We start from the raw sequence: 23039 nt of genomic DNA, 5'->3' as shown, positions 1-23039 counted from the left end.
AAAGCACCTCGAACCAGGAGTCGCACATGGAGCAGGACAACCCCGCGCAGGACTACCTCAGCTCGCTGGAGGCGCTGGAAAGCCTCTACGGCGAGGTCGCGGCACCCTCGATCCTCAAGGAGATCGATCACATCCACCCCGTTTACCAGCCCTTCATCGAAGCCGCGTCCTTCGTGGTCCTGGCCTCCTCGGGGCCTCAGGGACTGGATGCCTCGCCGCGCGGCGATGCGCCGGGCTTCGTGCATGTCGAGGATGCCAGGACGCTCTACCTGCCGGATCGCCGGGGCAACAATCGCCTGGATACGCTGCGCAATGTCCTCCAGGATCCCCGGGTGGCGCTGCTGTTCCTGATCCCCGGTATCGGCGAAACCCTGCGCATCAACGGCACCGCCCGGATAGCGGTCGATCCGGCCTTGCTGGCCCGCTTCGAGGTCAAGGGTCAGCGCCCGCGGACCGTACTGGAAGTCACGGTCACCAGCGTCTACTTTCAGTGCAGCCGCGCGGTGATCCGGGCCGGCCTGTGGGATCCCTCCAGGCACCTTGCGCGCAGCGCGCTGCCCTCTCCCGGCACCATCCTCAAGCAGCTCTGCCCGACGCAGGTGGACGGCGACGCCTACGACCACGCCTTGCCGCAGCGGATCGCCAGCACGCTCTACTAGGGCTGCCCGGCCCTGCCTCCAGCCCCCATAAAGGACTCGCCATGACCTTCACCGATATCCTCGTTCCCACCTATACGAATCTGCTCGGCGCCCTGTCGGCCTGGCTCGGCAAGGCCGAGACCCAACGGCCGGACGGGGCCGCCGAGGCCCTGCTGGTCGCTCGCCTGGCGCCCGACATGTTCCCGCTCGCCACCCAGATCCGCTTCGCCTGCGTCCAGGCCCAGGAAGGGGTGTTGCGACTGCACGACCAGGCCTTTCCGCCCGAACTGACAGAGCTGCTCAACGAAGGCCGCAACGCCGCCGAACAACCGGGCACCCTCGCCCAGGCGCAGGCCCGCATCCGCGAAACCCTGGACCGGGTACAGGCCATCGCCGGCGAAGGGTCGCCCATCAAGGAGGGCGCGCCTGTCGCTCACGAACTGCCCCAGGGACTAGTGTTCGACTTCACCGCCGAACAGTACGTCCGCGACTGGGCGCTGCCGCAGTTCTACTTTCACGTGATGACCGCCTACGCCATCCTCCGGGCGCAAGGCGTGGAGCTGGGCAAGGCCGACTACGTCGCCCATGTACTGCCCTTCCTGAGGCCCGGCGCGTCCTCCTAGTTGCCAGGCGGCCGGCGCCCGGAGCCGCGTCTCCCGGATCCGAGAGGAGCTGCCAGAGCCCTGGTCGTCAGCCTTGGCGATCAGCTGACCGCCAGGTGTGGCCTGAGCTTCAGGGCCGCGTACTGCAGCAGCATGATGGTCTTGCCGTCGCGAATGGTCCCGGCATCGATCATCGCCAGCGCCTCGTCCAGGTCGACCTCGAGCACGGCGATGTCCTCACCTTCCGCGACATTGCCACCCCCGGCCGACTTGCGATCGCCCGGGGCGTACTCGCCGACGAAGAAATGCAGCCGCTCGGTCACCGAGCCGGGGCTCATGAAGGCATCGAACACCTGCCGCACCTCCCGCACCTGAAAGCCCGTCTCCTCCTCGACCTCGGCACGGATGCGCACCTCGGGCTCGGCCGCGTCCAGCAGGCCGGCGGGCGCTTCGATCAGCAGGTCGTCGTGCCCGTTCACGAAGGCCGGATAACGCAGCTGGCGCGTCAGCACCACGGTGCGCCGCCGGGGATCATAGAGCAGGATGGTCGCGCCATTGCCGCGATCGTAGGTCTCTCGCGATTGCCGCTGCCAGGTGCCATCACTGCGCAGGAAGGCGAAGGTGGTCTTCTTCAAAACGAACCAGTCGTCAGACAACACCTCGACCTCTTCGACACGAATACGCGGGGCGATGCTCATGGGCGATCCTCTGGGTTGGCGAACGGTGTTTACCGCTCTGGGGCTTCGCGCTAGAATTCGTGCAGTTTCGTGCAACGTCAAGAATTTTCGTGCAGGAGTTTCCGATGCTGACCCGTGAACGCAAGGCGCTTATCCAGCAGGTGCTGCGCCAGGAAGGCCGACTGGTGGCCAAGACCTTCAGCCAGCAGTTGGGGGTATCGGAAGACACCATTCGACGCGATCTGCGGGAACTGGCGGCGGAAGGTGTGCTGCAGCGCGTGCATGGCGGCGCCTTGCCGGCGTCGGCTGCCGTCGCGGACTACGCCAGGCGCGAAGAGACGTCCACGGCCAGCAAGGTGGCGCTCGGCCAGGCGGGCATCCGCCTGATCCAACCAGGACAAATCGTCTTTATCGATGGCGGCACGACCAATGTCCAACTCGTCCGCCACCTGCCCAAGGAGCTTGAGATCACCGTGGTAACCCATAGCCCGAACATCGCGGTGGAGCTGGTCGAGCATCCGCTGATCGAGGTCGAGCTCATGGGTGGCCGCCTGTTCAAGCATTCCATCGTGACCCTGGGCGCGGCCTGTGCGGAGGCCATCGCCCGGGTGCGGGTCGACAGCTACTTCATGGGCGTGACCGGACTGCATCCCGAGACGGGCGCCACCACCGGCAATGCCGAGGAAGCCGCGATCAAGCGCATCATCAGCCGCCAGGCGGCGGAGACCTTTGTGCTGGCGACGCGGGAAAAACTCGGCGCGGCCTCTCCCTACGGCATCATCCCGCTGGCCGATGTCAGCACCCTGGTAACGGACGCGGCGCCTGACGACGAGGCGCTCGGGGCGCTGCGTTCGGCGCTTTCCGTGATCCACGCCTGACGCCCCTACCGCCCTGGCACGCCCTTCGCCTGATAAGCTGACCCGTAACGGCTCGTTTCGGTCCTTGAATGGATGGGGCCAAAGCCTGATGCCGCTTGCCAATCCTAGAGCCCCCTGCAAAAGAGTCCCGCGGATGACGCTTTCAACTGGAGTAAGACGCGCCGCGCTGGCGCTCCTCTGTCTGGCCGGCCCCTTGCCACTGGCCCAGGCTGCCCAGCCCACCGTGGCCGTGGCCCTCTACCGCGGCCCTGCGGGGTGCGACGACTGCTCCGAAACGGTCCGGACGGCCATCGAACGGCTGGACCCGCGCTATCGCGTTGACTTCGTCGGCCCGGCGGAACGCATCGATATCACGCCCGCCAACCTGCGCCGCTACAGCCTCTATGTACAGCCGGGCGGCGGCCAGGACATTCCCGCCGCCCTGGCCAGCCTTGGCGATGCGCGCAGCGCCGCGCTGCGTGACTACGTTGCCCAGGGCGGACGCTATCTGGGGCTGTGCATGGGCGCCTACCTAGCCGATGCCGGAAACCTCAGGCTCATACCCGACGATCTGGACTCGGAGGTGGGACGCCCCGGCTTTCCCGTGACCACCATCGACGACGCCGCGGTCGCCGTACGCTGGGCCGGTCGCGACGATAACGTCTTCTACCAGGACGGTCCCTATCTACCGCCCAGTCATGCGCCTGGCGTTCGGGTGCTGGCGACCTATGCCAACGGGGACATCGCCGCGGCCCGCTATCCCTTCGGCCGTGGCGTGGTGGCCCTGAGCGGACCGCATCCGGAGGCCGATGCGAGCTGGTTCGAACAGGCCGACATCCCACCGGCGAGCCGGCCTCGGACGTCGCTTTTCAAGAGCCTGGTGGACGAAACCCTGCGCTGAGGCTGTGCTCTGGCGGTGAGACGTGTTGGCGGGCAGACCATCCTGCCCCTTTTGCGCAGGCCGGCGCAATTGACGGTCAGAGTGGCGAGATCAGTTGGACTATGTAGCGCCCAGGGGATGGACGCGGACGAACATGACCTTACCACTCTTGCTGTGCCCTCCCACTAACTGCCGAAGGCTCAAACACCAACTTTTCCGGCCAGCGCCTAGATATAAAAAGAACAATGGAAACGTTGTAGCCATATCCATCAAAATAAAACTTCCAACTAAAACTTTGGCAGATAGACCAATCTGATTGAGAGAACTGCCCCAGGGTTTAACTCGCTGCACTTACTCACAACTTTACTCGCTGAACCCGCGCGCAGTTGAACCATGATCCCGCCCACCTTCCGCGCTTCATCCGTACCGTTGCAGGATCCAAGACTCGTGGCTACGCAGAACGCCGCTGAGGCGCGATCCACCAAATGCGCGATTTGGACTGTCGAAACTGCCTTTCAACGCGCCGCCTACTGTCCGCTTCGCTTAGCCCTACGGGGTCGCGAGCGACTGCCGGCGCATTGCCCGAACACAACGCCCTGGAACTTCGCCACACGCCACCATTAGCGTGAAAACAATTATTGGAAGAATATTAACGCTAACTACAACAACTGTTTTTATTTATCGAAGTGGCGTTAGGCCACTATAAATTTAGTTAAGCCCGATCCGAAAGCCTGCCTATTGACGTCACTATTCCGTCGTCAGTCCTGGCTAGTCGCGAACACTAGCCTTCCTAAGCAGGAGCTTTCAGATGTTCAAGAATTTCCGGATTGGCACCCGCCTCATCGTGTCCTTTATCGCCGTGGCGTCCATCAGCCTGGTCGTAGGGTTGGCAGGTCTGAGCAACAGCAGCCAGATCAACGATCTGGCAACTCAGCTCTATCAGAACGAGCTGCTCGGGCTGTCCTATATCAAGGAGGCCAATCTGAACCTGGTCTTTATCGGCCGCGCGCGCAGCAACTACCTGCTGGCGACCTCCGAAGAGGATCGCAATCGGGCCAAGGCGGAGGTCAAGCTGGGCCTGGCCAACGTGCGGGACAATCTCGCCAAGGCCCGCCCCCTGTTCAGCAGCGAGGCGTCGGCCGCCAATTTCCGGCAGATCGACGAGTTGCTCGGCAGCTACACCTCTCAACTGGACCAGGCCATGGCGATCGCGGGCAAGAGAACGCTCCGTGACGCCGATCCGGAGCTGGACAACCAGCTGGTCAGTGTCCGCCGTTATGGCGACCAGGTGGGCGTGCTGATGACCGAACTGTCCAAGCGCAAGGAGCAAAACGCCAGCGACGCCAACGACCTCACCGACCAGATCTATGCCCGCAGCCGGGTCATGCTGATCGGCATCATCGCGGGGGGCGTGGCCTTTGGCATCCTGCTGGGCTTCCTCATGAGCCGCAGCATCACCCGGCCCCTGCGCGCCGCCGTCGAGATCGCCGATCGCCTGGCCGCCGGCGACCTCACCCAGCGCATCGACGCCGAGGGCCGTGACGAGACCGCCGCCCTGCTCCGCGCCATGGACGGCATGAACCAGCGCCTGTCGCAGATCATCAGCGATGTCCGCAGTGCCTCCGATGGGCTGGCTAGCGCGTCGGAAGAGATCTCTGCTACTGCCCAGAGCATCAGCCAGGCCAGCACCGAGCAGGCCGCCTCCGTCGAGGAGACCAGTGCCAGCGTCGAGCAGATGTCGGCCTCCATCGCCCAGAACACCGAGAACGCCAAGGTCACCGATGGCATGGCCGGCAAGGCCAATCGCGAGGCCAACGAAGGCGGCCAGGCCGTCAGGGACACCCTGGTGGCGATGAAGACCATCGCGGCCAAGATCAGCATCATCGACGACATCGCCTACCAGACCAACCTGCTGGCCCTCAACGCCGCCATCGAGGCGGCCCGTGCCGGCGAGCATGGCAAGGGCTTCGCCGTGGTGGCGTCCGAGGTGCGCAAGCTGGCTGAGCGCAGCCAGGTCGCCGCCCAGGAGATCAGCAACGTCGCCCAGGGCAGCGTGGCCCTGGCCGAGCGCGCCGGCTCGCTGCTGGACGAGATGGTGCCCTCCATCAGCAAGACCTCCGACCTGGTGCAGGAGATCACTGCCGCTTCGGAAGAACAGACCTCTGGCGTCGAGCAGATAAACAGCGCCATGCTGCAGCTGAGCCAGGTCACCCAGCAGAACGCCTCGGCCTCCGAGGAACTGGCCGCCACCGCCGAAGAGATGAGCAGCCAGGCCGAATTGCTCCAGCAACTGATGGAGTTCTTCACCCTGAACAGCACCCTGACTGGCCAAGACCTACCGCGCCCCGCTACCAAGCGCTCGGGACCGGGGCTGGCCAAGCGGGCGGCCGCTCTCGTCGACAACTCGCGGCATGCCAGCCAAGGCGGCATCCCCGTCGGCTATGCCCGTTTCGAAGAGCCGGCCTGAGACCGGTCCGGCAATACGGTCCCCTTCGGCAGAGGTGCTCACCCCCGGGTGAGCACCTCTGCCTGCAAGACACCGGATGGACGCTAGTCAGGATCCCTGGCCAGGCTGTCTGCTGGAAAGCCTCAGCGGCCCACGCCGAGAAAGGCTTTGAGCTCGAGCACGATAGCCGTGACCTCTTCCTTATCGGTGAAGCCGATCCGCGGCCAGTCATAGCGACTGTCACGCTCGGTGGGGTGGCCGCTGGCGACTTTCAACTGCCTGAAGAAGTGTCGGGTTTCGACGACCCCTCGGCCTGCGCGCCTGGCATGGGATTCGATCTCGAAGGCGATCTCGCCCAGATTGCCCTCGGCCAGACCCGCCACGGGCCGATACAGGAAGATCTGACCTCGCTCGGCCTTCACGCATCTGAAACCATGCCCGCTTTCCATCTCGTACAAGGCGCCATAGATGTCCGTCAGCAATCTTCTGGCCGTCTCGAACACATAGGTATTCATCTCTTCCGCCCCCAGTTTTCGGCACGAGATCACCGCAACAACTGCTTGAGCGCAGATGAATAGGAAACCCTAGCAGCCGCCCAGGAATTAACTCCTGCCGGAAACATCCCTTCACAGTTGCGGGATAGCGCTGAAGAGCAACGCCAGTTCGCCTTGGCCCTGATTACGGGATTCTCAGCGTCTCCTGAGCAAGGGAGCGGCTTTTCGAAAGACGCGTCGATGTGCTGCAGCAGCTCCAGGAGCCGGCGCACATACTCGACGGGTAGCGGCAGGTATTAATGACGAAACAGCACGGCGGACGATCATCTCGGCGGGCCATCTGGCAGGCCCGCGCCGGCGGCAAGGGCCAGAACTAGCCCTTGAAACCCTTGCCCACCAGATAGACCTCGCGCGAGCGGGGACGCGAGGCTTCGGGCTTGCGGATCGACACCTTCTCGAAGGAGGTGCGTACGTCTTTCAGGAAGACATCGGAGCCTTCGCCCTGGAACACCTTGACCACGTAGTTGCCACCGGGCTTGAGCACCTGGCGCACCATGTCGAGGGTCAGTTCCACCAGGTACATGGCGGCGGCCTGGTCGGCGGCCGCGACCCCGCTGATGTTGGGCGCGATGTCGGAGACGATCAGATCGGGCTGGCGGCCATCGAGCACGCCGAGGATCTTCTGGAAGACGGCATCGTCGGTGAAGTCGCCCTGGACGAAGTCGACGTTGTCGAGGGCTCCCATCGGCAGGATGTCGGTGGCCACCACGCGGCCCTTGTCGCCAACGATGCCGCCGGCCACCTGCGACCAGCCGCCGGGCGCGGAGCCCAGGTCCATGACCAGCATGCCGGGACGGATCAGCTTGTCCTTCTCGTTGAGCTCGATCAGCTTGTAGCTGGAGCGCGAGCGCAGGCCGTCTTTCTGAGCGCGTTTGACGTAGGGATCGTTGACGTGTTCATCCAGCCAGCGACGGCTGCTTTTGGATCTTTTCATGTTGGAGCTACCACGGGAAAGCGGGTGAGGAGCGGACGCGCGCCAGGTCGGGCCGGCCGCAAAGTGGCGGCGATTATAAGCCGATAACGCCCGGGGACGAATCGGGGATCGCCCGAGCGACCGCCAGGCCGCCCAGTGGAGCGCCCATCGTCCCGGCCTGACAGCGCTGGAGCCGCCGGGTACAATCGCCGCCCTACCCCCCTCGTCCCTTCCTTTGCCGGAGTCACCGGCCAGGATTATTGTCATGATTCGCATCAACGAACTGTCTCTGCCGCTTGACCACACCCCCGCCGAGCTGCGCCAGGCCATCCTGGAACGCCTGAAGCTGAGCGACGCCGACCTCCTCGATTTCACCGTGTTCAAGCGCAGCTACGATGCGCGCAAGAAGAACAGCGTCATCCTGTTCATCTACATCATCGACCTGGAAGTGCGCGACGAGGCGGCGGTGCTGGCGCGCTTCGCCAATGACCTGCACGTGCGTCCGGCGCCGGACACCGGCTACTACCCGGTCGGCCAGGCGCCGGCCAACCTGACCGAGCGCCCGCTGGTGGTGGGTTTCGGTCCCTGCGGCCTGTTCGCCGCCCTGCTGCTGGCCCAGATGGGCTTCAAGCCCATCGTGCTCGAGCGCGGCAAGGACGTGCGCAGCCGCACCAAGGACACCTGGGCGCTGTGGCGCAAGAAGGTGCTGAGCCCCGAATCCAACGTGCAATTCGGTGAAGGCGGTGCGGGGCTGTTTTCCGACGGCAAGCTCTACAGCCAGATCAAGGATCCGAAGTTCTACGCCCGCAAGGTGATGCACGAATTCGTCCGCGCCGGCGCGCCGGAAGAGATCCTCTACGTCAGCAAGCCGCACATCGGCACCTTCCGCCTGACCGGCGTGGTCGCCGCCATGCGCGAAGAGATCATCGCCCTCGGTGGTGAAGTCCGCTTCGAGAGCAAGGTGACCGACCTGGTGATCAATGACGGCCAGCTCGAGGGCGTGGTGCTCGCCAGCGGCGAAACCCTGCACAGCCGCCATGTGGTGCTCGCCCTGGGCCACAGCTCGCGCGACACCTTCCGCATGCTGCACCGCCAGGGCGTGTACATCGAAGCCAAGCCGTTCGCCGTCGGCTTCCGCATCGAACACCCCCAGGGCATGATCGACCAGGCCCGCCTGGGCAAGTACGCCGGCCATCCGGAACTGGGCGCCGCCGACTACAAGCTGGTCCATCACGCCAAGAATGGCCGCGCCGTCTACAGCTTCTGCATGTGCCCGGGCGGCACCGTGGTGGCCGCCACCTCCGAGCCGGGCCGGGTGGTCACCAACGGCATGAGCCAGTACTCGCGCAACGAGCGCAATGCCAACTCCGGCATCGTGGTGGGCATCAATCCCGAGCAGGACTTCCCCGGCGATCCGCTGGCCGGCGTCGAGTTGCAGGAGCGCCTGGAATCGCGCGCCTACGAACTGGGCGGCAGGGACTATTGCGCGCCCGGCCAATTGGTCGGCGACTTCATTCGCGGCGTGCCCTCCACCGAATTCGGTGAAGTCGAGCCCTCCTACAAGCCCGGCGTGCGCCTGGGCGATCTGGCGCCGTCGTTGCCCGCCTATGCCATCGAGGCCATTCGCGAAGCCCTGCCCGCCTTCGGCAAGCAGATCCGCGGCTTCGACCGCCATGACGCCATCCTGACCGGCATCGAGACCCGCACCTCTTCGCCAGTGCGCATCACCCGCGACAACGACAGCCTGCAGAGTTTGAATCTGCGCGGCCTGTATCCGGCCGGGGAAGGCGCCGGCTACGCCGGCGGCATCCTGTCCGCCGGCGTGGACGGCATCAAGGTCGCCGAGGCCCTGGCCAAGGCGATGCTCGCGGAAGGCGACGCGCAGGACGCGCCGCTGGTTCGGGCCGCGGGTTGATGAAGCTCGACGACATCAAGAAGCTCCACCAGAAGAAGTACCGCGCCGAATTCGGCCACTTCCTGGTGGAGGGCGAGCACCTGGCGCTGGAACTGCAAAAGGCCGCGCTGCAGCATCCCCCGCTGCAGCGCGCCGAACTCTATGTGACGGGCGCCTACGAACACTGGCAGAGCCCGTTCCGGACGCACCTGATCAGCGACCGCCAGATGGCGCAGCTCGCCGACACCAAGACCCCGCAGGGCATCCTTGCGGTGGTGCCCATGCCCCGGGAGCCCGTGGCAGCAGCGGTCGAGGGCGAGCGCGCCGTCTATCTGCACGAGATCCAGGATCCGGGCAACCTGGGCACCATCCTGCGCACCCTGGCCTGGTTCGGGCGCTTCCGCTGCCTGCTCAGCCCGGGCAGCGTCGATCCCTACAACCCCAAGGTGGTCCGCGCCAGCATGGGCGCCATCTTCCACACCCCGCTGGAACTCGACGTCGAACTCGACGGTCTGCAGCAGCGCTTCCCCCGCCTCGCCTGCCTGGACATGCAGGGCACGCCGGTGCAGTCCGCTGATTTCGCAGCCTTCGACTGCTACCTGTTCGGCAACGAAGCCCGCGGCGTTCCGCGCGAGCAGCTGGCGGCGCTGAACGCTCAGCCCTTCACCATCGGCGGCTCGGGCGCCATCGAGTCCCTGAATCTGGCGGCCACGGTGAACATGTGCGCCTATGAGTTGAGTCGCTAGCGCTGGCGCACGCCGCGTGGTGGCCGCTCCAGAGGGCGGCGAGGCTCCTCCCAGGCGAAGAGAGGCCGTCCCGCCCGCGCTCATGACTCACCAAGCCTCTTGCCGGGGATTCACTGGCAGTCCCTGAAGCACCACGCCCGTCCGCTACGCTGGCAAGAGCGGCGAACCCAGATGACGGGCGCTAGAGGTCCTCCTCCTGCCCTTCCCCCTTTCGCGACTCGTCGTAGACCCGTTGCGCCTCTTCCATGGCGGCGCCATGGGCCAGGGCCCAGCTATAAAGCGCGGCAAAGGGTTCGCGCAGCGAGCTGCCAAGCGGGGTGATGGTGTATTCGACGCCGATCGGCTGCGTCGGCAGGACCTTGCGACTGATCAGGCCGTTGCGCTCGAGCCGCTTCAAGGCCTCGGAAAGGGATTTGTGGGTGATGCCGTGGAGGCGGCGCTTGAGATCGTTGAAGCGCGACGGCTGCGTGCACAGGACGCTCAGGATCAGCACGGCCCACTTGTTGCCGATGTGTTCGAGGATGGGACGCGTCGCGCTGACGTCGAGCGGGAGTTCGAGCTCGTTGCTGGACATGGGTATCCGCCTGGATATCTAGGTACCCTCAGGTGCGTTCTTGCGATCAGATATACGAATGATACCGTGCTCCTGGACAGCCACAGCAACCGGGTGAGGATCCATGAGCACACTTTCAGCAAAAGTCGCCGTCGTGATCGGTGGTCATGGCGGGATCGGTGGGGCCATCGCGGAACGCTTCGCGACCGAGGGCGCCACGGTGTACGCCAGCAGTCGACGCACCCAGGCCCGCGACGTCGAACGCGGCGCGGGCAGGTTGCTCGAGCGCAGCCTCGATGCGTCCGATGTGACGGCCCTTGCCGCCTTCTTCGACAAGGTGCGGCGCGAAGCCGGGCGGGTGGATGTGCTGGTGGTGAACGCCGGCCTCTCGGAGTTCGCACCGCTCGAGACCCTCACCGCAGAGCACTTCGACCGCACCTTCGCGCTCAACGTACGCGCCCTGCTCTTCGCCACCCAGGCGGCGACGGCGATCATGCCCGCTGGCGGGGCCATCGTATTGATCGGCTCCATCGCCGCCGCGATCGGCACCCCGGGCTATGGCGTCTATGGGGCGACCAAGGCGGCGGTACGCGCCTTCGCGCGGACCTGGGCCAATGAACTGGCGCCCCGCAACATCCGCGTCAACGTCGTCGCGCCGGGGCCCACGGACACCGCCATGATGGCGGCGACCTCGGCGGAGGTGAGAGAGCAGCTGAACAGGCTGATCCCGCTCGGCCGGATGGCACGCGTCGAGGAAGTGGCCGCGGCCGCGCTCTTTCTCGCCAGCGACCAGAGCAGCTTCATCACCGGCGCCGAGTTGCCGGTCGACGGTGGCATGGCGCAGGTCTGACAGCCGTCTCGCGCCTGGACGAGCAGGACGCGCTCCACGGATCGAGCGCGTCCGGGTTCGGGCGGGTAGGTACGCACCATGGCCCGGGATCTCGCTCGCGAACGTCCGGAGCTTATCGCCAACATCAGGGGTCCACTTTCCAAGCCTCGCGTCCAGGAATGCGCCCCCATGATCACTCTCAACAGCTACACCACGGTCAAGCGTCGCGAACGCGTGCCCCATGACCTGTTCGCGCAATACTGGCGTGATGTCCACGGTCCCCTGTGCGCCCGTCTGCCGGGGCTCGGTCACTACGTGCAATACCACTTCGACCGAGAGCAGGACGCCCATCTGTGGCCGCTGGCCGAGGGCATCCGCGAGATTCCCGACTACGAACTGGATGGAATGGTCGAGATCGGCTTCGCTGACGAGGCGCATCAGCGTACCTTCCAGGCCGCCAGCCCCGTGCTGTTCAGCGACGAGCAGAACATGTTCGCCGAGACGCTTGCCTATGATCTGCCCAATGGCTCGCATGCCTTCAAGAACACGCTGGCGGACGAGCAGCACAACGGTCCCGACCAGCTGGATCGCCTGCAGCTCCATCTGCATCCCCGCGACAGCCTCGAGGACCTGAACACTTATCTGCTGAGCCAGCTGGGCCCCTGGCTGGCCACCCAGGCGGCCGTCCTCAAAGTGCGCGTCCACCCGTGCGTGCCCTTCGTCAACGACGGTCAGCATCCGCCGTCGCCGGACGTGGCGCACCGGGCCGATGCCATCCGCGCGGCGCTGTCGATGGTGGAGATCGTCTTCGCCTCGCCACTGGAGCGCCGCCGCTTCTTCGCCAGCGAGGCCTTCCGCAGCAGCCTGCCCGAACAGGCGCGGCACGTCGCCTGTATTAAGGCCTTCGCCGTGTCCGGGGTTTACACCTACGTCCATGCCGGCCAGCTCACCACCGCCGGCCTGCGCGGCAGTCGCGCGGCCGAACTGATCGAACGCCTCGGGGCGGTCAACCAGACGCAGGACGAAGTCGTGCATCTGCTTCGTCACGGCGCGTTACCGGAAAACGATGCGCCCTCCTCGGCATCGACCCCACGCTAGGACTGAAGGCCATCGGTCCTACTTCCGTCCGGCTTGGTTGTTCACCCCATGCTCGACAACGGCGCCGTGCCGGCCGCTAGGGCCGGACGAGGAGACCTTCGTCCCGCCAACTTCTGCCAGCCCGGCTGCTCGGGCTGGCGGGCTGGCCATTGCAAACAACAAAACGAAATGACATTCTAAAAAGCCAGCTCATAGCTGGTTGTCACCCCGCAACTTGAAACGGCCGGCCTGATGACGGGTTCTGCGCACTGCCCGCCCTGTATGGCATGAGCGCCAGGGGGTAGCCGCTCTTGTCCCAAGCATCGCCGTGCTGGTTGTCGCGGTGCCGCACTTGACCTGCCGGACCGGCCGCTGCCTGCCGAGTCAATCTGGAGACAGCCTTCTTGGCGAAACCTGCTCAGCCCTCCCGTTGGCCCACCGCTGTACGGGCGCTCGCCCATCGTGACTTCCAGATCTATTTTGCCTGCCAGGGCGTGTCGACCCTGGGCAAATGGGTGCAACAGGTTGCGCTGTCGTGGATGGCCTATCACGTCACCGCTTCCGCCACCCTGCTGGGCGTCATCACCTTTCTGACACTCGCCCCGCAATTGCTGGTAGGTCCGATCGCCGGCGCCTGGATCGACCGCCACGACAAACGCCGTTGCCTGATCGCGGCGCAGTCGCTGCTGGCCATCCAATCGCTGTTGCTCGCGCTCTTGAGCTGGCAAGGCTGGATCGACGCGCCGATCCTGATCGCCATGGCTCTATTCCTGGGCTTGCTGAATGCGCTAGAAACACCACTCAGACAGGCACTCATCGGTAGCTTCGTGGCCGACGCCAGCGATTTGCCCAACGCCCTCGCCCTCAATGCCATGCTGATCAACGCCGCGCGCTTCATCGGCCCGCCGTTGGCCGGCGCCCTGATCGCCGCCAGTAGCGAAGCGCTGTGCTTCCTGATCACGGCGATCGCCTTTGCCACCTTGCTGCTGGGCCTGACGAAGGTTCAGGGCAGCGCGACCGCCAAAGCCAGCGGTTCGACCAGTCAGATGTTTCGTGAAGGCCTGGGCTACGTCTGGAATACCTTCTCGGTCCGGCGCCTGATGCTGGGGGTGGTCGCCGTCAACCTGCTGGCCTCCAACTACAGCGTCTTGCTGCCGGTACTGGCCAAGACGCTCTACCTCGGCGATGCCCGGATGCTGGGGTGGCTATGGGGAGCCGCCGGTGCGGGTGCCTTCGTCGCCACGATCATGCTCGCCCTCGCCGGCGCCTTGCACCGCCTGAGGCGCGTGATCTTCATCGCCGAGTTGTGCTGCGCCCTGGCCCTGTGCCTGCTGGCGTTCCAGCTGCCGCTTACCTTCGCGCTACTGTTGCTGGCCCTGCTGGGCTTCGGCATCACCGCCAACAACGTCAGCACCAACATGCTGTTGCAGGGCGATGCCCCGGCAGCGCTGCGTGGCCGCGTGATCGCCCTGTACATCGCCATGCGCTTCGGCTTCGAGGCGGTGGGTGGCCTACTCGCCGGCTTGCTCGCCAGCGCCCTAGGCGCCCCCCTCACGCTCGGCATCGCCGGTCTGCTGTTGCTGACGTTCCGCGCGGTGGAAAGCCATCTCAATGCCAAAAAGGAATGAAATGCCGACTCGGCGGTAAGGCTTACCACGATCAACACCCCTCTGAGCGCTGAATCGAAGTAGCGAGAAATGGTAGTCGCGTGCCAGAAGGACGTCAGGATAGGCAGCACCCTCACCTCATGATGGCGGAGCCCATCGCCATCCGCGTTACCCACTTGAACAGTGTTCGCCGCCGAAAATGGTGAAATGACTCTCTACCTCAGCGTTATCCGAGTCCTACAGTCGCCTGGCTGTTCCTGCTGATGAATCGAACGGAAATGACCTTCGGCGAGTACCAGAAGGAATTCTTCAAGAGATCGCTACCGATGTTTGGCCTGTTCATCGTCACCGCCATCGTGACCGGTGAACTGCCCATCGGCCGACGCCCTGATGCCAGTCGGCCGTCATTTGGGAAGGCGAGCGGCGACGTCCCCGCGGGTGGTCTTGGGCCAGACGTAGAAGCGCACGCAGCCGAATGCCGAGCGAGTGATGCCGGATTTCGGCGCAGCCATGCGTAGTCGCGAGAAATGCAGCCTTTTGACGGTCCTTATCAACGTTCGCCTGGGCCGGGCTTAGGCGCTGACGTCCACGACAACTCTCCCGCGGACCTGTCCATTCAGCAACTCGGCAGCGGGACCGGACACTTACGTAGGGTCCGGCAGCACGAGGAAGATCTGGCTATCCGTTGCATCGATCCGCTCAGCGTCGAAGGCGGAGTATCGGGGCAGACGCTGAGTGACATCCCCAACGCGCCGCTCCGGTGCAACCGGGCTCCATCCTGGCGCAGCGTCTCGTGAGTAGCCGGACAAAGGTTCGCCCAGACGCGAACCAATGCTGCGGGCCCGGACCGCGACCGGAATCCAGGCATCGCCCCAGAGCCTCGCGCTGAAAGGTCCAGCGAACCAATTTCAAATGGCATCGGCCTTGCACCCGGCTCAGGTATTCGCATCTCCGCTGCGATCGCGCTTTTAGCGCGTTTCGCAGCGGGAGACGGCCCAGACCTAAGAGGCAAAGGTTCGATGCAGATCCACACCGACGATAGTGCCCGCCTGGCCCTGGATGCCTTGCGCAACCTGGTGGCCCAGCAGAGCAGCGTGCCCGACAAACCCCTGCCGCCGGAGCGCGAGCTGGCCAGTGAATTCGGCGTCAGCCGGCGCTCCATCCGCCGCGCCCTGGCCGTGCTCGAGGCCGAGGGCCAGGTCTGGCGCCGCCAGGGCAAGGGCACCTACGTCGGCCCCACGCCGCCGAGCGCAGCCCTCACCCTGACCCAGCTGTCGGCGCGCACCAATTTCAGCGAGGTGATGGAGGCACGGCTGCACCTGGAGCCGAATCTCGCCGCCCTGGCCGCCCAGCGCGCCAGTGGCGAACAGCGCGCCCTGATTCGCCGCATGGCCGAGCGCACCGCCTTCGAACGCCTGGGCAGCAGTGAGGATGCCGATGCCATCGAGCTGTGGGACAGCGCCTTCCACCGCAGCATTGCCGAGGCCGCCGGCAATCGCCTGCTGCTGGACCTGTTCGAGATGCTCGACGCCATCCGCCTGGACCCGACCTGGCGCGACCTGCGCCACCGGGCGCGCAATGCCCAGCGCCTGCTGGCCTACCACGATGACCACCAGGCCCTGGTGGAAGCCCTCGATGCCCGCGATCCGGTCCGCGCCGCGGCGGTGATGCGCGCCCATCTGCGCGCCCTGCAACTGGCACTGGACAGCGTGCTGCAACAGACCCTGGAGCAGGCCCTATGAGTGCCCCGGTGCTGGTGGTGGACGATCTCAGCGTGCGTTTCGCCGGCGCCCCGGCGGCGGTGGTGGAAGGGCTGAGCTTTACCGTGCAGCCGGGCCGCACCCTGGCCCTGGTGGGCGAATCCGGCTGTGGCAAGAGCGTGACCTCCATGGCGCTGATGGGGCTGTTGCCGGCCACCGCCGAGGTCCGCGCTCATCAAGCCAGCTTCATGGGTGAGGACCTGCTGGGCATGCCCGAGGCGCGCCGCCGCGACCTGCGCGGCGATCGCCTGGCCATGGTGTTCCAGGAGCCGATGACCTCGCTGAATCCGGCCTTCACAGTCGGCGAACAGTTGATGGAAACCGTGCTGCGCCATCGTGGTGGCAGTCAGTCGGCTGCCCGGCAGCGCGCCCTGGAGATGCTGGAGAAGGTGCGGGTGCCGGCGGCGACCCAGCGACTGGCGGCCTATCCCCACGAACTCTCCGGCGGCATGCGCCAGCGGGTGATGATCGCCATGGCGCTGGCCAACGACCCGGCGCTGATCATCGCCGACGAGCCCACCACGGCGCTGGACGTGACCATCCAGGCGCAGATCCTCGAACTCATCGCCAGTCTGCAGGCCGAGACCGGCAGCGCCATGATCCTCATCACTCACGACCTCGGCGTGGTCGCCGAGGTCGCCGACGAGATGGCAGTGATGTACGCCGGCCGGGTGGTGGAATCCGGCCCGGTCGCCCAGCTGTTCGACGATCCGCAGCATCCCTACACCCTCGGCCTGATGGGCTCCATGCCCTCGCTGGGACCGCGCACGGGACGCCTGGCGACCATCGCCGGCCGGGTGCCGACGCCCGCCGAGATGCCGGCGGGCTGCCGCTTCGCCAGCCGCTGCCCCTTCGTCCTCGATGCCTGTCGCGTTGCGCCGCCACCCCTGGTCGAACCCGCTCCCGGGCAGCAGGTGGCCTGCCTGCGCGCGCCCCTGGAACAGCACCTGGAGACCCCCGCATGAATGCCGTGGAACGTCCCATCCTCGAAGCCATCGGCCTGACCAAGCACTTCGGTGGCCAGGCCGGTTTCCTGCAACGCCCAAAGCCGCCGGTACAGGCGGTGAGCGATGTCTCCTTCACGGTGCGCCGCGGCGAGACCCTGGCGCTGGTGGGCGAGTCCGGCTCGGGCAAGTCGACCCTCGGCCGCCTGCTGCTCAACCTGCTCGCGCCCACCGCCGGCGACGTCATCTACGAAGGCCGCAACCTGGGCAACCTCAGTCCGGCGGCGCTACGTCAGGTGCGTCAGGAATTGCAGATCATCTTCCAGGACCCTTTCGCCTCGCTGAATCCGCGCATGAGCGTGGCCGACATCGTTGGCGAGCCCGTATGGCTGCACCAGCCGCTGAATCGGGGCCAGCGCGCCGAGCGGGTGGCCGAGCTGCTGCGCACCGTGGGCCTGGCGCCGGAGCTGGCGGGGCGCTATCCCCATGAATTTTCCGGCGGCCAGCGGCAGCGCATCGGCATCGCCCGCGCCCTGGCCGCCGATCCGCGGCTGCTGCTCGGCGACGAACCGGTGTCGGCGCTGGACGTCTCGGTGCAGGCCCAGGTGGTGAACCTCCTGGAAGACCTCAAGGCGCGCTTCGGCCTGACCCTGATCATCGTCGCCCACGGCCTCGGCGTGATCCGCCACATGAGCGACCGGGTGGCGGTGATGTACCTGGGCGAGATCGTCGAACTGGCGCCGGTGGAGGCGCTGTTCGAGACGCCCCTGCATCCCTACACCCAGGCGCTGCTGGCCGCGGTGCCGGTCAACCATCCGCGGGCGCGGCGGCCACGCACCCTGCTCGGCGGCGACCTGCCCAGCCCCACGGCGCCGCCCAGCGGCTGCCGCTTCCACACCCGCTGCCCCCACGCCCGGCCGCTGTGCCGCGAGGCCAAGCCGCTGCTGGAATCCGCCGCCGGCGAAGGCCGGGTGGCCTGCCACTTCTGGCGCGAGATCGCCGGCGCGGGCGCCTCACCGCCGCCGCTGATCGCCACCAGCGCCGCCTTCACGCGCCGCCTGGCCCTGTTCAACCGTCATCAATCCCTTCTGGAGTCCACCCCATGAAAGCCTCCGCCTGGCTCACCGCCACCCTTCTGCTCCTGGCCGGCGGCTCCGCCCTGGCCGAGACCACCCTGCGCATCGGCATCCAGGACGATCCCGACGTGCTCGATCCGCACCGTTCGCGGACCTATTCGGGGCGGCTGGTCTACACCGCCCTGTGCGACAAGCTGGTAGACGTCTCGCCACAGCTGGAGCTGGTGCCCCAACTGGCTACCGCCTGGCAGTGGAGCGACGACAACCGTAGCCTGACGCTGCAATTGCGCCAGGGCGTGACCTTCCATGACGGCGAAGCCTTCGACGCCGCCGCGGTGAAATTCAACCTGGACCGCGCCCGCAGCCTGCCCGACTCGCTGCGCAAGAGCGAACTGGCTTCGGTGGATACCGTCGAGGTGGTCGATCCCCAGACCGTGCGCATCCGCCTCAAGCGACCCGACGCCACCCTGCTCGCCCAGCTCTCCGACCGCGCCGGCATGATGCTGGCGCCCAAGGCATCCACGGGCGACGTGGGCAGCAAGCCGGTCTGTTCCGGCCCCTATCGCTTCGTGCAGCGGGTGCAGCAGGACCGCATCGTGCTGGAGCGGTTCCCCCAGTACTGGAACGCCAGCGCCTACCACTTCGACCGGCTGATCTTCCTGCCCATCCCGGACACCTCGGTGCGCCTCGCCAACCTGCGCTCGGGCGACCTGGACATCGTCGAGCGGGTCGCGCCCACCGACGTCAAGGGCCTGCAGGGCCAGGCCGGCTTCACCCTCTACAACACCCCGGGCCTGGGCTACATGCAGCTGATGGTGAACATGGCCAACGGCGACCGGGCGAAGAATCCCTTCGCCGGCGACAAGCGCGTGCGTCAGGCCTTCGACCTGGCGCTGGATCGCGAAGCGCTCAACCAGGTGGTGTTCGAGGGCCTCTATGCGCCCAGCGTGCAGCCTTTCCCGCAGAGCAGCCCCTACTACGACAAGGCCTTCGCCGTGCCGGCCCGCGACGTGGCGCGCAGCCAGGCGCTGCTCAAGGCCGCCGGCGTCAGCCTGCCGGTCAAGGTGGAGCTGAAGATCGCCAACAACCCCATCGCCCAGCAGGTGGGCCAGCTGATCCAGGCCATGGCCGCCGAGGCCGGCTTCGAGGTCAACCTGGTCGCCACCGAATACGCCACCCTGCTGGCCGAACAGCACGCCGGCAACTTCCAGCTCGGCCTGAGCGCCTGGTCCGGCCGCCCCGATCCGGATGGCAACGTGCATCAATTCGTCACCTGCAAGGGCAACCAGAACGACGGCCGCTACTGCAACGCCGCGCTGGATCAACTGCTCGACCAGGCCCGCACCATCAATGACCAGGCCCAGCGTCAGGCGCTCTATGCCCAGGCCCTGACCCTGCTGCGCGAGGAGCTGCCGGTGTTCTATCTCTATTTCGATCCGCGCATCATCGCCACCCGCGCCGATCTCAAGGGCTTCGTCCCCAATCCCGACGGCCTGATTCGCCTGGCCGGCGTCACCCGCGGGCAATAGCCATGCTGCGCCTCTTCCTGCGTGGCCTGCTAAGTGCCCTGCCCACCCTGCTGCTGGTGTCGCTGTTCGTCTTCACCCTGCAGCAACTGCTGCCGGGCGATCCGGTGCTGGCCATGGCCGGCGAGGAGCGTGATCCCCAGGTGCTGGAATTCCTGCGCGAGAAATACCGGCTGAACGATCCCGTACCGGTGCAGTACCTGCACTGGATGGGCGGGGTGCTGCGGGGTGACCTGGGCATCTCGCTGCGCACCGACCAGCCGGTGACGGCGCTGATCGCCGAAAAGCTGCCGGTGACCCTGGAGCTATCGCTGCTGGCCATCGTCATCGCCCTGCTCATCGGCATCCCCACCGGCATCCTCGCCGCGGTACGCCGGGGCACGGCGGTCGACTACGGCGCCAATCTGGTGGCCCTGTCCGGCATCTCCATCCCGCACTTCTGGCTCGGCATCCTCCTGATCCTGCTCTTCGCGGTGAAGTTGCAGTGGCTGCCGGCCTCCGGTTTCGTGCCCTTTCACGAGGACCCGCTGCGCAACCTGCGCACCCTGATCCTGCCGGCCTTCGTGTTGGGCGCCGGCCTCTCCGGCACCCTGATGCGCCATACCCGAGCGGCCATGCTGGAGGTGCTGCGCGCCGACTACGTGCGCACCGCCCGGGCCAAGGGCCTGCGCGAGCGCGTGGTGATCCTGCGCCATGCCCTGCGCAATGCCTTGATGCCCATCGTCACCCTCACCACCCTGCTGTTCGGCGAACTGCTCGGCGGTGCGGTGCTCACCGAGCAGGTCTTCAGCATCCCCGGCTTCGGCAAGATGATCGTCGACGCCGTGTTCAACCGCGACTACGCGGTGGTCCAGGGGGTGGTGCTCTGCGTGGCGGTGGGCTTCGTGCTGCTCAACCTGGTGGCCGACCTGCTCTACCGCCTGATCAACCCGCGCCTGAGGCACGCCGCATGAACGCCCTGACCCTGCCCCGCCCGGCCACCCTGAGACCCGCGCGCTCGCCCTTCTGGCGCAAGTTCAGCGCCAATCGCGGCGCGCTGCTCGGCGCCGCCCTGATCCTGACCTTCGCCCTGGCCGCCCTGCTGGCACCCTGGCTGGCCCCCTTCGATCCGCTCAAGACCAGCTTCCTGGCGGTACGCAAGGCGCCTTCGGCGCTGAACTGGCTGGGCACCGACGAACTCGGGCGCGACCTGCTCTCGCGCCTGCTGTGGGGCGCGCGCAGTTCGCTGCTGGCGGGCGTGGTCTCGGTGGCCATCGCCCTGCTGGTGGGGGTGCCCCTGGGCCTGATCGCCGGCTACTTCGGCGGCTGGCTGGACGCCGTGGTCTCACGCCTGGTCGAAGCCCTGCTGTCCTGTCCCTTCCTGGTCCTCGCCATCGCCCTGGGGGCCTTTCTCGGCCCGAGTCTGGGCAACGCCATGATCGCCATCGGCCTGTCCGCCATGCCGGTGTTCGCCCGCCTGACCCGTGGCCAGGTGCTCGCCATCCGCCACGAGGACTATCTGGAGGGGGCGCGCGCCATCGGCCTGCCGGATCGCTGGATTCTCTGGCGCTACGTCCTGCCCAACATCCTCTCGCCGCTGGTGGTCCAGGCCACCCTGACCATCGCCGCCGCCATCCTCGCCGAGGCCAGCCTGTCGTTTCTCGGCCTCGGCCAGCAACCGCCGATGCCCTCCTGGGGCTCCATGCTGAACACCGCCAAGAACTTCATGGAGCAGGCGCCCTGGATGTCCATCGCCCCGGGCGTCTGCATCTACCTCACCGTCCTCGGCTTCAACCTGCTGGGCGACGGCCTGCGCGACGCCCTCGATCCTCGTCACCAATGAGACCCTTCGCCATGCCCGATCTGGACTATCACAACCCCTATTCCTCGGCTCGCTCGCCGGTCATGGGCCGCAACCTGGTGGCCTGCTCGCAGCCGCTGGCCGCCCAGGCCGGCGTGGAGATGCTGCGCCGCGGCGGCAACGCGGTGGACGCCGCGGTGGCCGCCGCCATGGTGCTCACCGTGGTGGAACCCACCGGCTGCGGCATCGGCAGCGACGCCTTCGCCATCGTCTGGGACGGCGAGAAGGTGCAGGGCCTCAATGCCTCCGGCCGCGCACCGCGCGGTTGGACGCCGGAATACTTCGCCGGCCAGAGCGCCATGCCGGCGCGCGGCTGGGGCGCGGTCACGGTGCCCGGGGCTGTCTCGGCCTGGGTCGCCCTGGCCCAGCGCTACGGCAAGCTGCCGCTGACCACCCTCGCCGCCCCGGCGATCCACTATGCCCGCGACGGCTTCCTGCTCACCCCGGTGATCGCCGAACTCTGGCGCCGCGGCGCCGAGCAGCTCAAGGACCAACCCGGTTTCGCCGCCTGCTTCCTGGCCAACGGCGTACCCCGGGCCGGCACCCTGGTACGCCTGCCCGACCACGCGCGAACCCTGGAGGCCATCGCTGAAAGCAACGGTGCTGCCTTCTACCAGGGCGAACTGGCCCAGGCCATGGCCCGCCATGCCCGCGAACACGGAGCGGTGCTGGACGAAGAGGACCTGCGCGCCCACCGGGCCGACTGGATCGACACCCTCTCGGTACCCTTCGCCGGCGCCGTGGTGCACGAGTTGCCGCCCAACGGCCAGGGTATCGCCACCCTCGCCGGCCTGGGCATCCTCGAAGCCGCCGGCATCGGCGCGGATCCCGTGGACAGCCCCGCCACCCTGCACCGCTCGATCGAGGCCATGAAGCTGGGACTGGCCGATCTCTACCAGCACGTCACCGACTCCGCGCACATGCGCATCCAGGCCGAACACCTGCTGGACCCGGCCTACCTGCGCGAACGCGCCGGGCTGGTCGGGTCGCGTGCCGGCGATCCCGGCTATGGCGCCCCACGCCCCGGCGGCACCGTCTGCCTGTCGGCGGCTGATGAGAGCGGCATGATGATTTCCTTCATCCAGTCCAACTACATGGGCTTCGGCTCGGGCGTGGTGGTGCCGGGTACCGGCATCAGCCTGCAGAATCGCGGCGCCGGCTTCACCCTGGCGCCGGATCACGTCAACAGCGTGGCGCCGGGCAAGCGACCCTTCCACACCATCATCCCCGGCTTCGCCATGAACGCCGACGGCACCCCGCTGATGGCCTTCGGCCTGATGGGTGGCCCCATGCAGGCCCAGGGGCACCTGCAACTGATGCTGCGCATCCTCAAGTACCGGCAGAATCCCCAGGCCGCCGCCGACGCACCACGCTGGCGCCTCGAAGGTGGCCGCCGGGTCGCGGTGGAAAGCAGCCTGGACCCGGCCACCCTGGAAGCACTGCGGGCCCTGGGCCACGAGGTGACCGTGGAAGAGCCCTCCGGCGTGTTCGCCTTCGGCGGCGCCCAGATCATCCAGCGCGTTGCCGGTGGCTACGTGGGCGGCTCCGATCCGCGCAAGGATGGCCTGGTGGCCGGCTACTGAAGCCGAAAGCGGCGGCCCCCAGGCCAGGCGCGGCGCC

The 23039-nt window shown here is 66.7% G+C and carries 21 protein-coding genes; 17 read left to right on the top strand and 4 right to left on the bottom strand.

All coding sequences use genetic code 11. From position 1 onward, the window contains the following. Positions 1 to 26 precede the first annotated feature (26 nt). Together ACZ5R1_RS09495 and ACZ5R1_RS09490 are read left to right on the top strand one after the other, a co-directional pair. The gene (locus tag ACZ5R1_RS09495; protein WP_464713093.1) at positions 27 to 659 is read left to right on the top strand and encodes a pyridoxamine 5'-phosphate oxidase family protein; all 633 of its coding nucleotides are present in this window, start codon (positions 27 to 29) and stop codon (positions 657 to 659) included. A gap of 41 nt (positions 660 to 700) precedes the next feature. Continuing rightward, positions 701 to 1261, top strand: a complete 561-nt coding sequence (locus tag ACZ5R1_RS09490; RefSeq protein WP_464713092.1) for a DUF1993 domain-containing protein — start codon at positions 701 to 703, stop codon at positions 1259 to 1261. 80 nt (positions 1262 to 1341) lie between these two features. On the opposite strand, the gene ACZ5R1_RS09485 is transcribed toward ACZ5R1_RS09490, so the two are convergent. After that, positions 1342 to 1938, bottom strand: a complete 597-nt coding sequence (locus ACZ5R1_RS09485; RefSeq protein WP_027599718.1) for an NUDIX domain-containing protein — start codon at positions 1936 to 1938, stop codon at positions 1342 to 1344. Positions 1939 to 2042: 104 nt separating this feature from the next. Here ACZ5R1_RS09485 and ACZ5R1_RS09480 point away from each other — a divergent pair, with 104 nt between their 5' ends. From ACZ5R1_RS09480 to ACZ5R1_RS09470, 3 genes are all read left to right on the top strand, one after another. Beyond that, positions 2043 to 2795, top strand: coding sequence for a DeoR/GlpR family DNA-binding transcription regulator (locus tag ACZ5R1_RS09480; protein ID WP_197852243.1), 753 nt, complete (start codon positions 2043 to 2045; stop codon positions 2793 to 2795). Positions 2796 to 2928: 133 nt separating this feature from the next. Further along, complete coding sequence (locus ACZ5R1_RS09475; RefSeq protein ID WP_464713091.1) at positions 2929 to 3675, top strand: BPL-N domain-containing protein; 747 nt, start codon at positions 2929 to 2931, stop codon at positions 3673 to 3675. Positions 3676 to 4462: 787 nt separating this feature from the next. Beyond that, positions 4463 to 6121, top strand: coding sequence for a methyl-accepting chemotaxis protein (locus tag ACZ5R1_RS09470; protein ID WP_027601996.1), 1659 nt, complete (start codon positions 4463 to 4465; stop codon positions 6119 to 6121). A 122-nt stretch (positions 6122 to 6243) separates the two neighbouring features. On the opposite strand, the gene ACZ5R1_RS09465 is transcribed toward ACZ5R1_RS09470, so the two are convergent. Both ACZ5R1_RS09465 and rlmE read right to left on the bottom strand, forming a co-directional pair. Then, entirely contained in the window at positions 6244 to 6615 is a 372-nt protein-coding gene (locus ACZ5R1_RS09465; protein WP_027599722.1) for a hypothetical protein, read from the bottom strand. A gap of 352 nt (positions 6616 to 6967) precedes the next feature. Further along, positions 6968 to 7588, bottom strand: coding sequence for a 23S rRNA (uridine(2552)-2'-O)-methyltransferase RlmE (gene rlmE / locus ACZ5R1_RS09460; RefSeq protein ID WP_007158737.1), 621 nt, complete (start codon positions 7586 to 7588; stop codon positions 6968 to 6970). A 244-nt stretch (positions 7589 to 7832) separates the two neighbouring features. Between rlmE and ACZ5R1_RS09455 the strand changes: the two genes are divergently transcribed. Both ACZ5R1_RS09455 and ACZ5R1_RS09450 read left to right on the top strand, forming a co-directional pair. After that, complete coding sequence (locus ACZ5R1_RS09455) at positions 7833 to 9482, top strand: NAD(P)/FAD-dependent oxidoreductase (RefSeq protein ID WP_464713090.1); 1650 nt, start codon at positions 7833 to 7835, stop codon at positions 9480 to 9482. Further along, positions 9482 to 10207 carry a TrmH family RNA methyltransferase gene (locus ACZ5R1_RS09450; RefSeq protein ID WP_145247927.1) on the top strand — a complete coding sequence of 242 codons (726 nt, stop codon included), beginning with the start codon at positions 9482 to 9484 and terminating at the stop codon, positions 10205 to 10207. Before ACZ5R1_RS09455 ends, ACZ5R1_RS09450 begins: the two co-directional genes overlap by 1 nt. 181 nt (positions 10208 to 10388) lie before the next feature. Here the strand turns inward: ACZ5R1_RS09450 and ACZ5R1_RS09445 are convergent, their stop codons facing one another. Beyond that, positions 10389 to 10781: a winged helix-turn-helix transcriptional regulator gene (locus tag ACZ5R1_RS09445; RefSeq protein WP_464713089.1), complete on the bottom strand. Its 393-nt coding sequence runs from the start codon at positions 10779 to 10781 to the stop codon at positions 10389 to 10391. 103 nt (positions 10782 to 10884) lie between these two features. Here ACZ5R1_RS09445 and ACZ5R1_RS09440 point away from each other — a divergent pair, with 103 nt between their 5' ends. The 10 genes from ACZ5R1_RS09440 to ACZ5R1_RS09395 all read left to right on the top strand — a co-directional run bounded on the left by ACZ5R1_RS09440 (position 10885) and on the right by ACZ5R1_RS09395 (position 23002). After that, complete coding sequence (locus tag ACZ5R1_RS09440) at positions 10885 to 11610, top strand: SDR family NAD(P)-dependent oxidoreductase (protein WP_464713088.1); 726 nt, start codon at positions 10885 to 10887, stop codon at positions 11608 to 11610. Positions 11611 to 11778: 168 nt separating this feature from the next. Further along, positions 11779 to 12687: an EthD domain-containing protein gene (locus tag ACZ5R1_RS09435; protein ID WP_464713087.1), complete on the top strand. Its 909-nt coding sequence runs from the start codon at positions 11779 to 11781 to the stop codon at positions 12685 to 12687. A gap of 383 nt (positions 12688 to 13070) precedes the next feature. Continuing rightward, positions 13071 to 14294: an MFS transporter gene (locus ACZ5R1_RS09430; protein ID WP_278388715.1), complete on the top strand. Its 1224-nt coding sequence runs from the start codon at positions 13071 to 13073 to the stop codon at positions 14292 to 14294. Positions 14295 to 15292: 998 nt separating this feature from the next. Then, positions 15293 to 16015, top strand: a complete 723-nt coding sequence (locus tag ACZ5R1_RS09425) for a FadR/GntR family transcriptional regulator (protein WP_169853669.1) — start codon at positions 15293 to 15295, stop codon at positions 16013 to 16015. Then, entirely contained in the window at positions 16012 to 16998 is a 987-nt protein-coding gene (locus tag ACZ5R1_RS09420) for an ABC transporter ATP-binding protein (RefSeq protein WP_464713086.1), read from the top strand. The genes ACZ5R1_RS09425 and ACZ5R1_RS09420 overlap by 4 nt, the downstream gene beginning before the upstream one ends. After that, the gene (locus ACZ5R1_RS09415) at positions 16995 to 18083 is read left to right on the top strand and encodes an ABC transporter ATP-binding protein (protein WP_464713085.1); all 1089 of its coding nucleotides are present in this window, start codon (positions 16995 to 16997) and stop codon (positions 18081 to 18083) included. Before ACZ5R1_RS09420 ends, ACZ5R1_RS09415 begins: the two co-directional genes overlap by 4 nt. After that, the gene (locus tag ACZ5R1_RS09410) at positions 18080 to 19582 is read left to right on the top strand and encodes an ABC transporter substrate-binding protein (protein WP_464713084.1); all 1503 of its coding nucleotides are present in this window, start codon (positions 18080 to 18082) and stop codon (positions 19580 to 19582) included. The genes ACZ5R1_RS09415 and ACZ5R1_RS09410 overlap by 4 nt, the downstream gene beginning before the upstream one ends. Positions 19583 to 19584: 2 nt before the next feature. Further along, positions 19585 to 20532, top strand: a complete 948-nt coding sequence (locus ACZ5R1_RS09405) for an ABC transporter permease (protein ID WP_027599735.1) — start codon at positions 19585 to 19587, stop codon at positions 20530 to 20532. Continuing rightward, on the top strand, positions 20529 to 21401 hold the full coding sequence (locus ACZ5R1_RS09400) for an ABC transporter permease (protein ID WP_144944624.1): 873 nt from the start codon (positions 20529 to 20531) through the stop codon (positions 21399 to 21401). The genes ACZ5R1_RS09405 and ACZ5R1_RS09400 overlap by 4 nt, the downstream gene beginning before the upstream one ends. 11 nt (positions 21402 to 21412) lie before the next feature. Next, positions 21413 to 23002, top strand: a complete 1590-nt coding sequence (locus tag ACZ5R1_RS09395) for a gamma-glutamyltransferase family protein (RefSeq protein WP_108581020.1) — start codon at positions 21413 to 21415, stop codon at positions 23000 to 23002. Positions 23003 to 23039: the final 37 nt, after the last annotated feature.

The organism is Pseudomonas sp. Pso3 (assembly GCF_055393275.1).
Note: the sequence above shows the minus strand (reverse complement) of the source record. Positions and strands in the feature narration are given on the sequence as shown.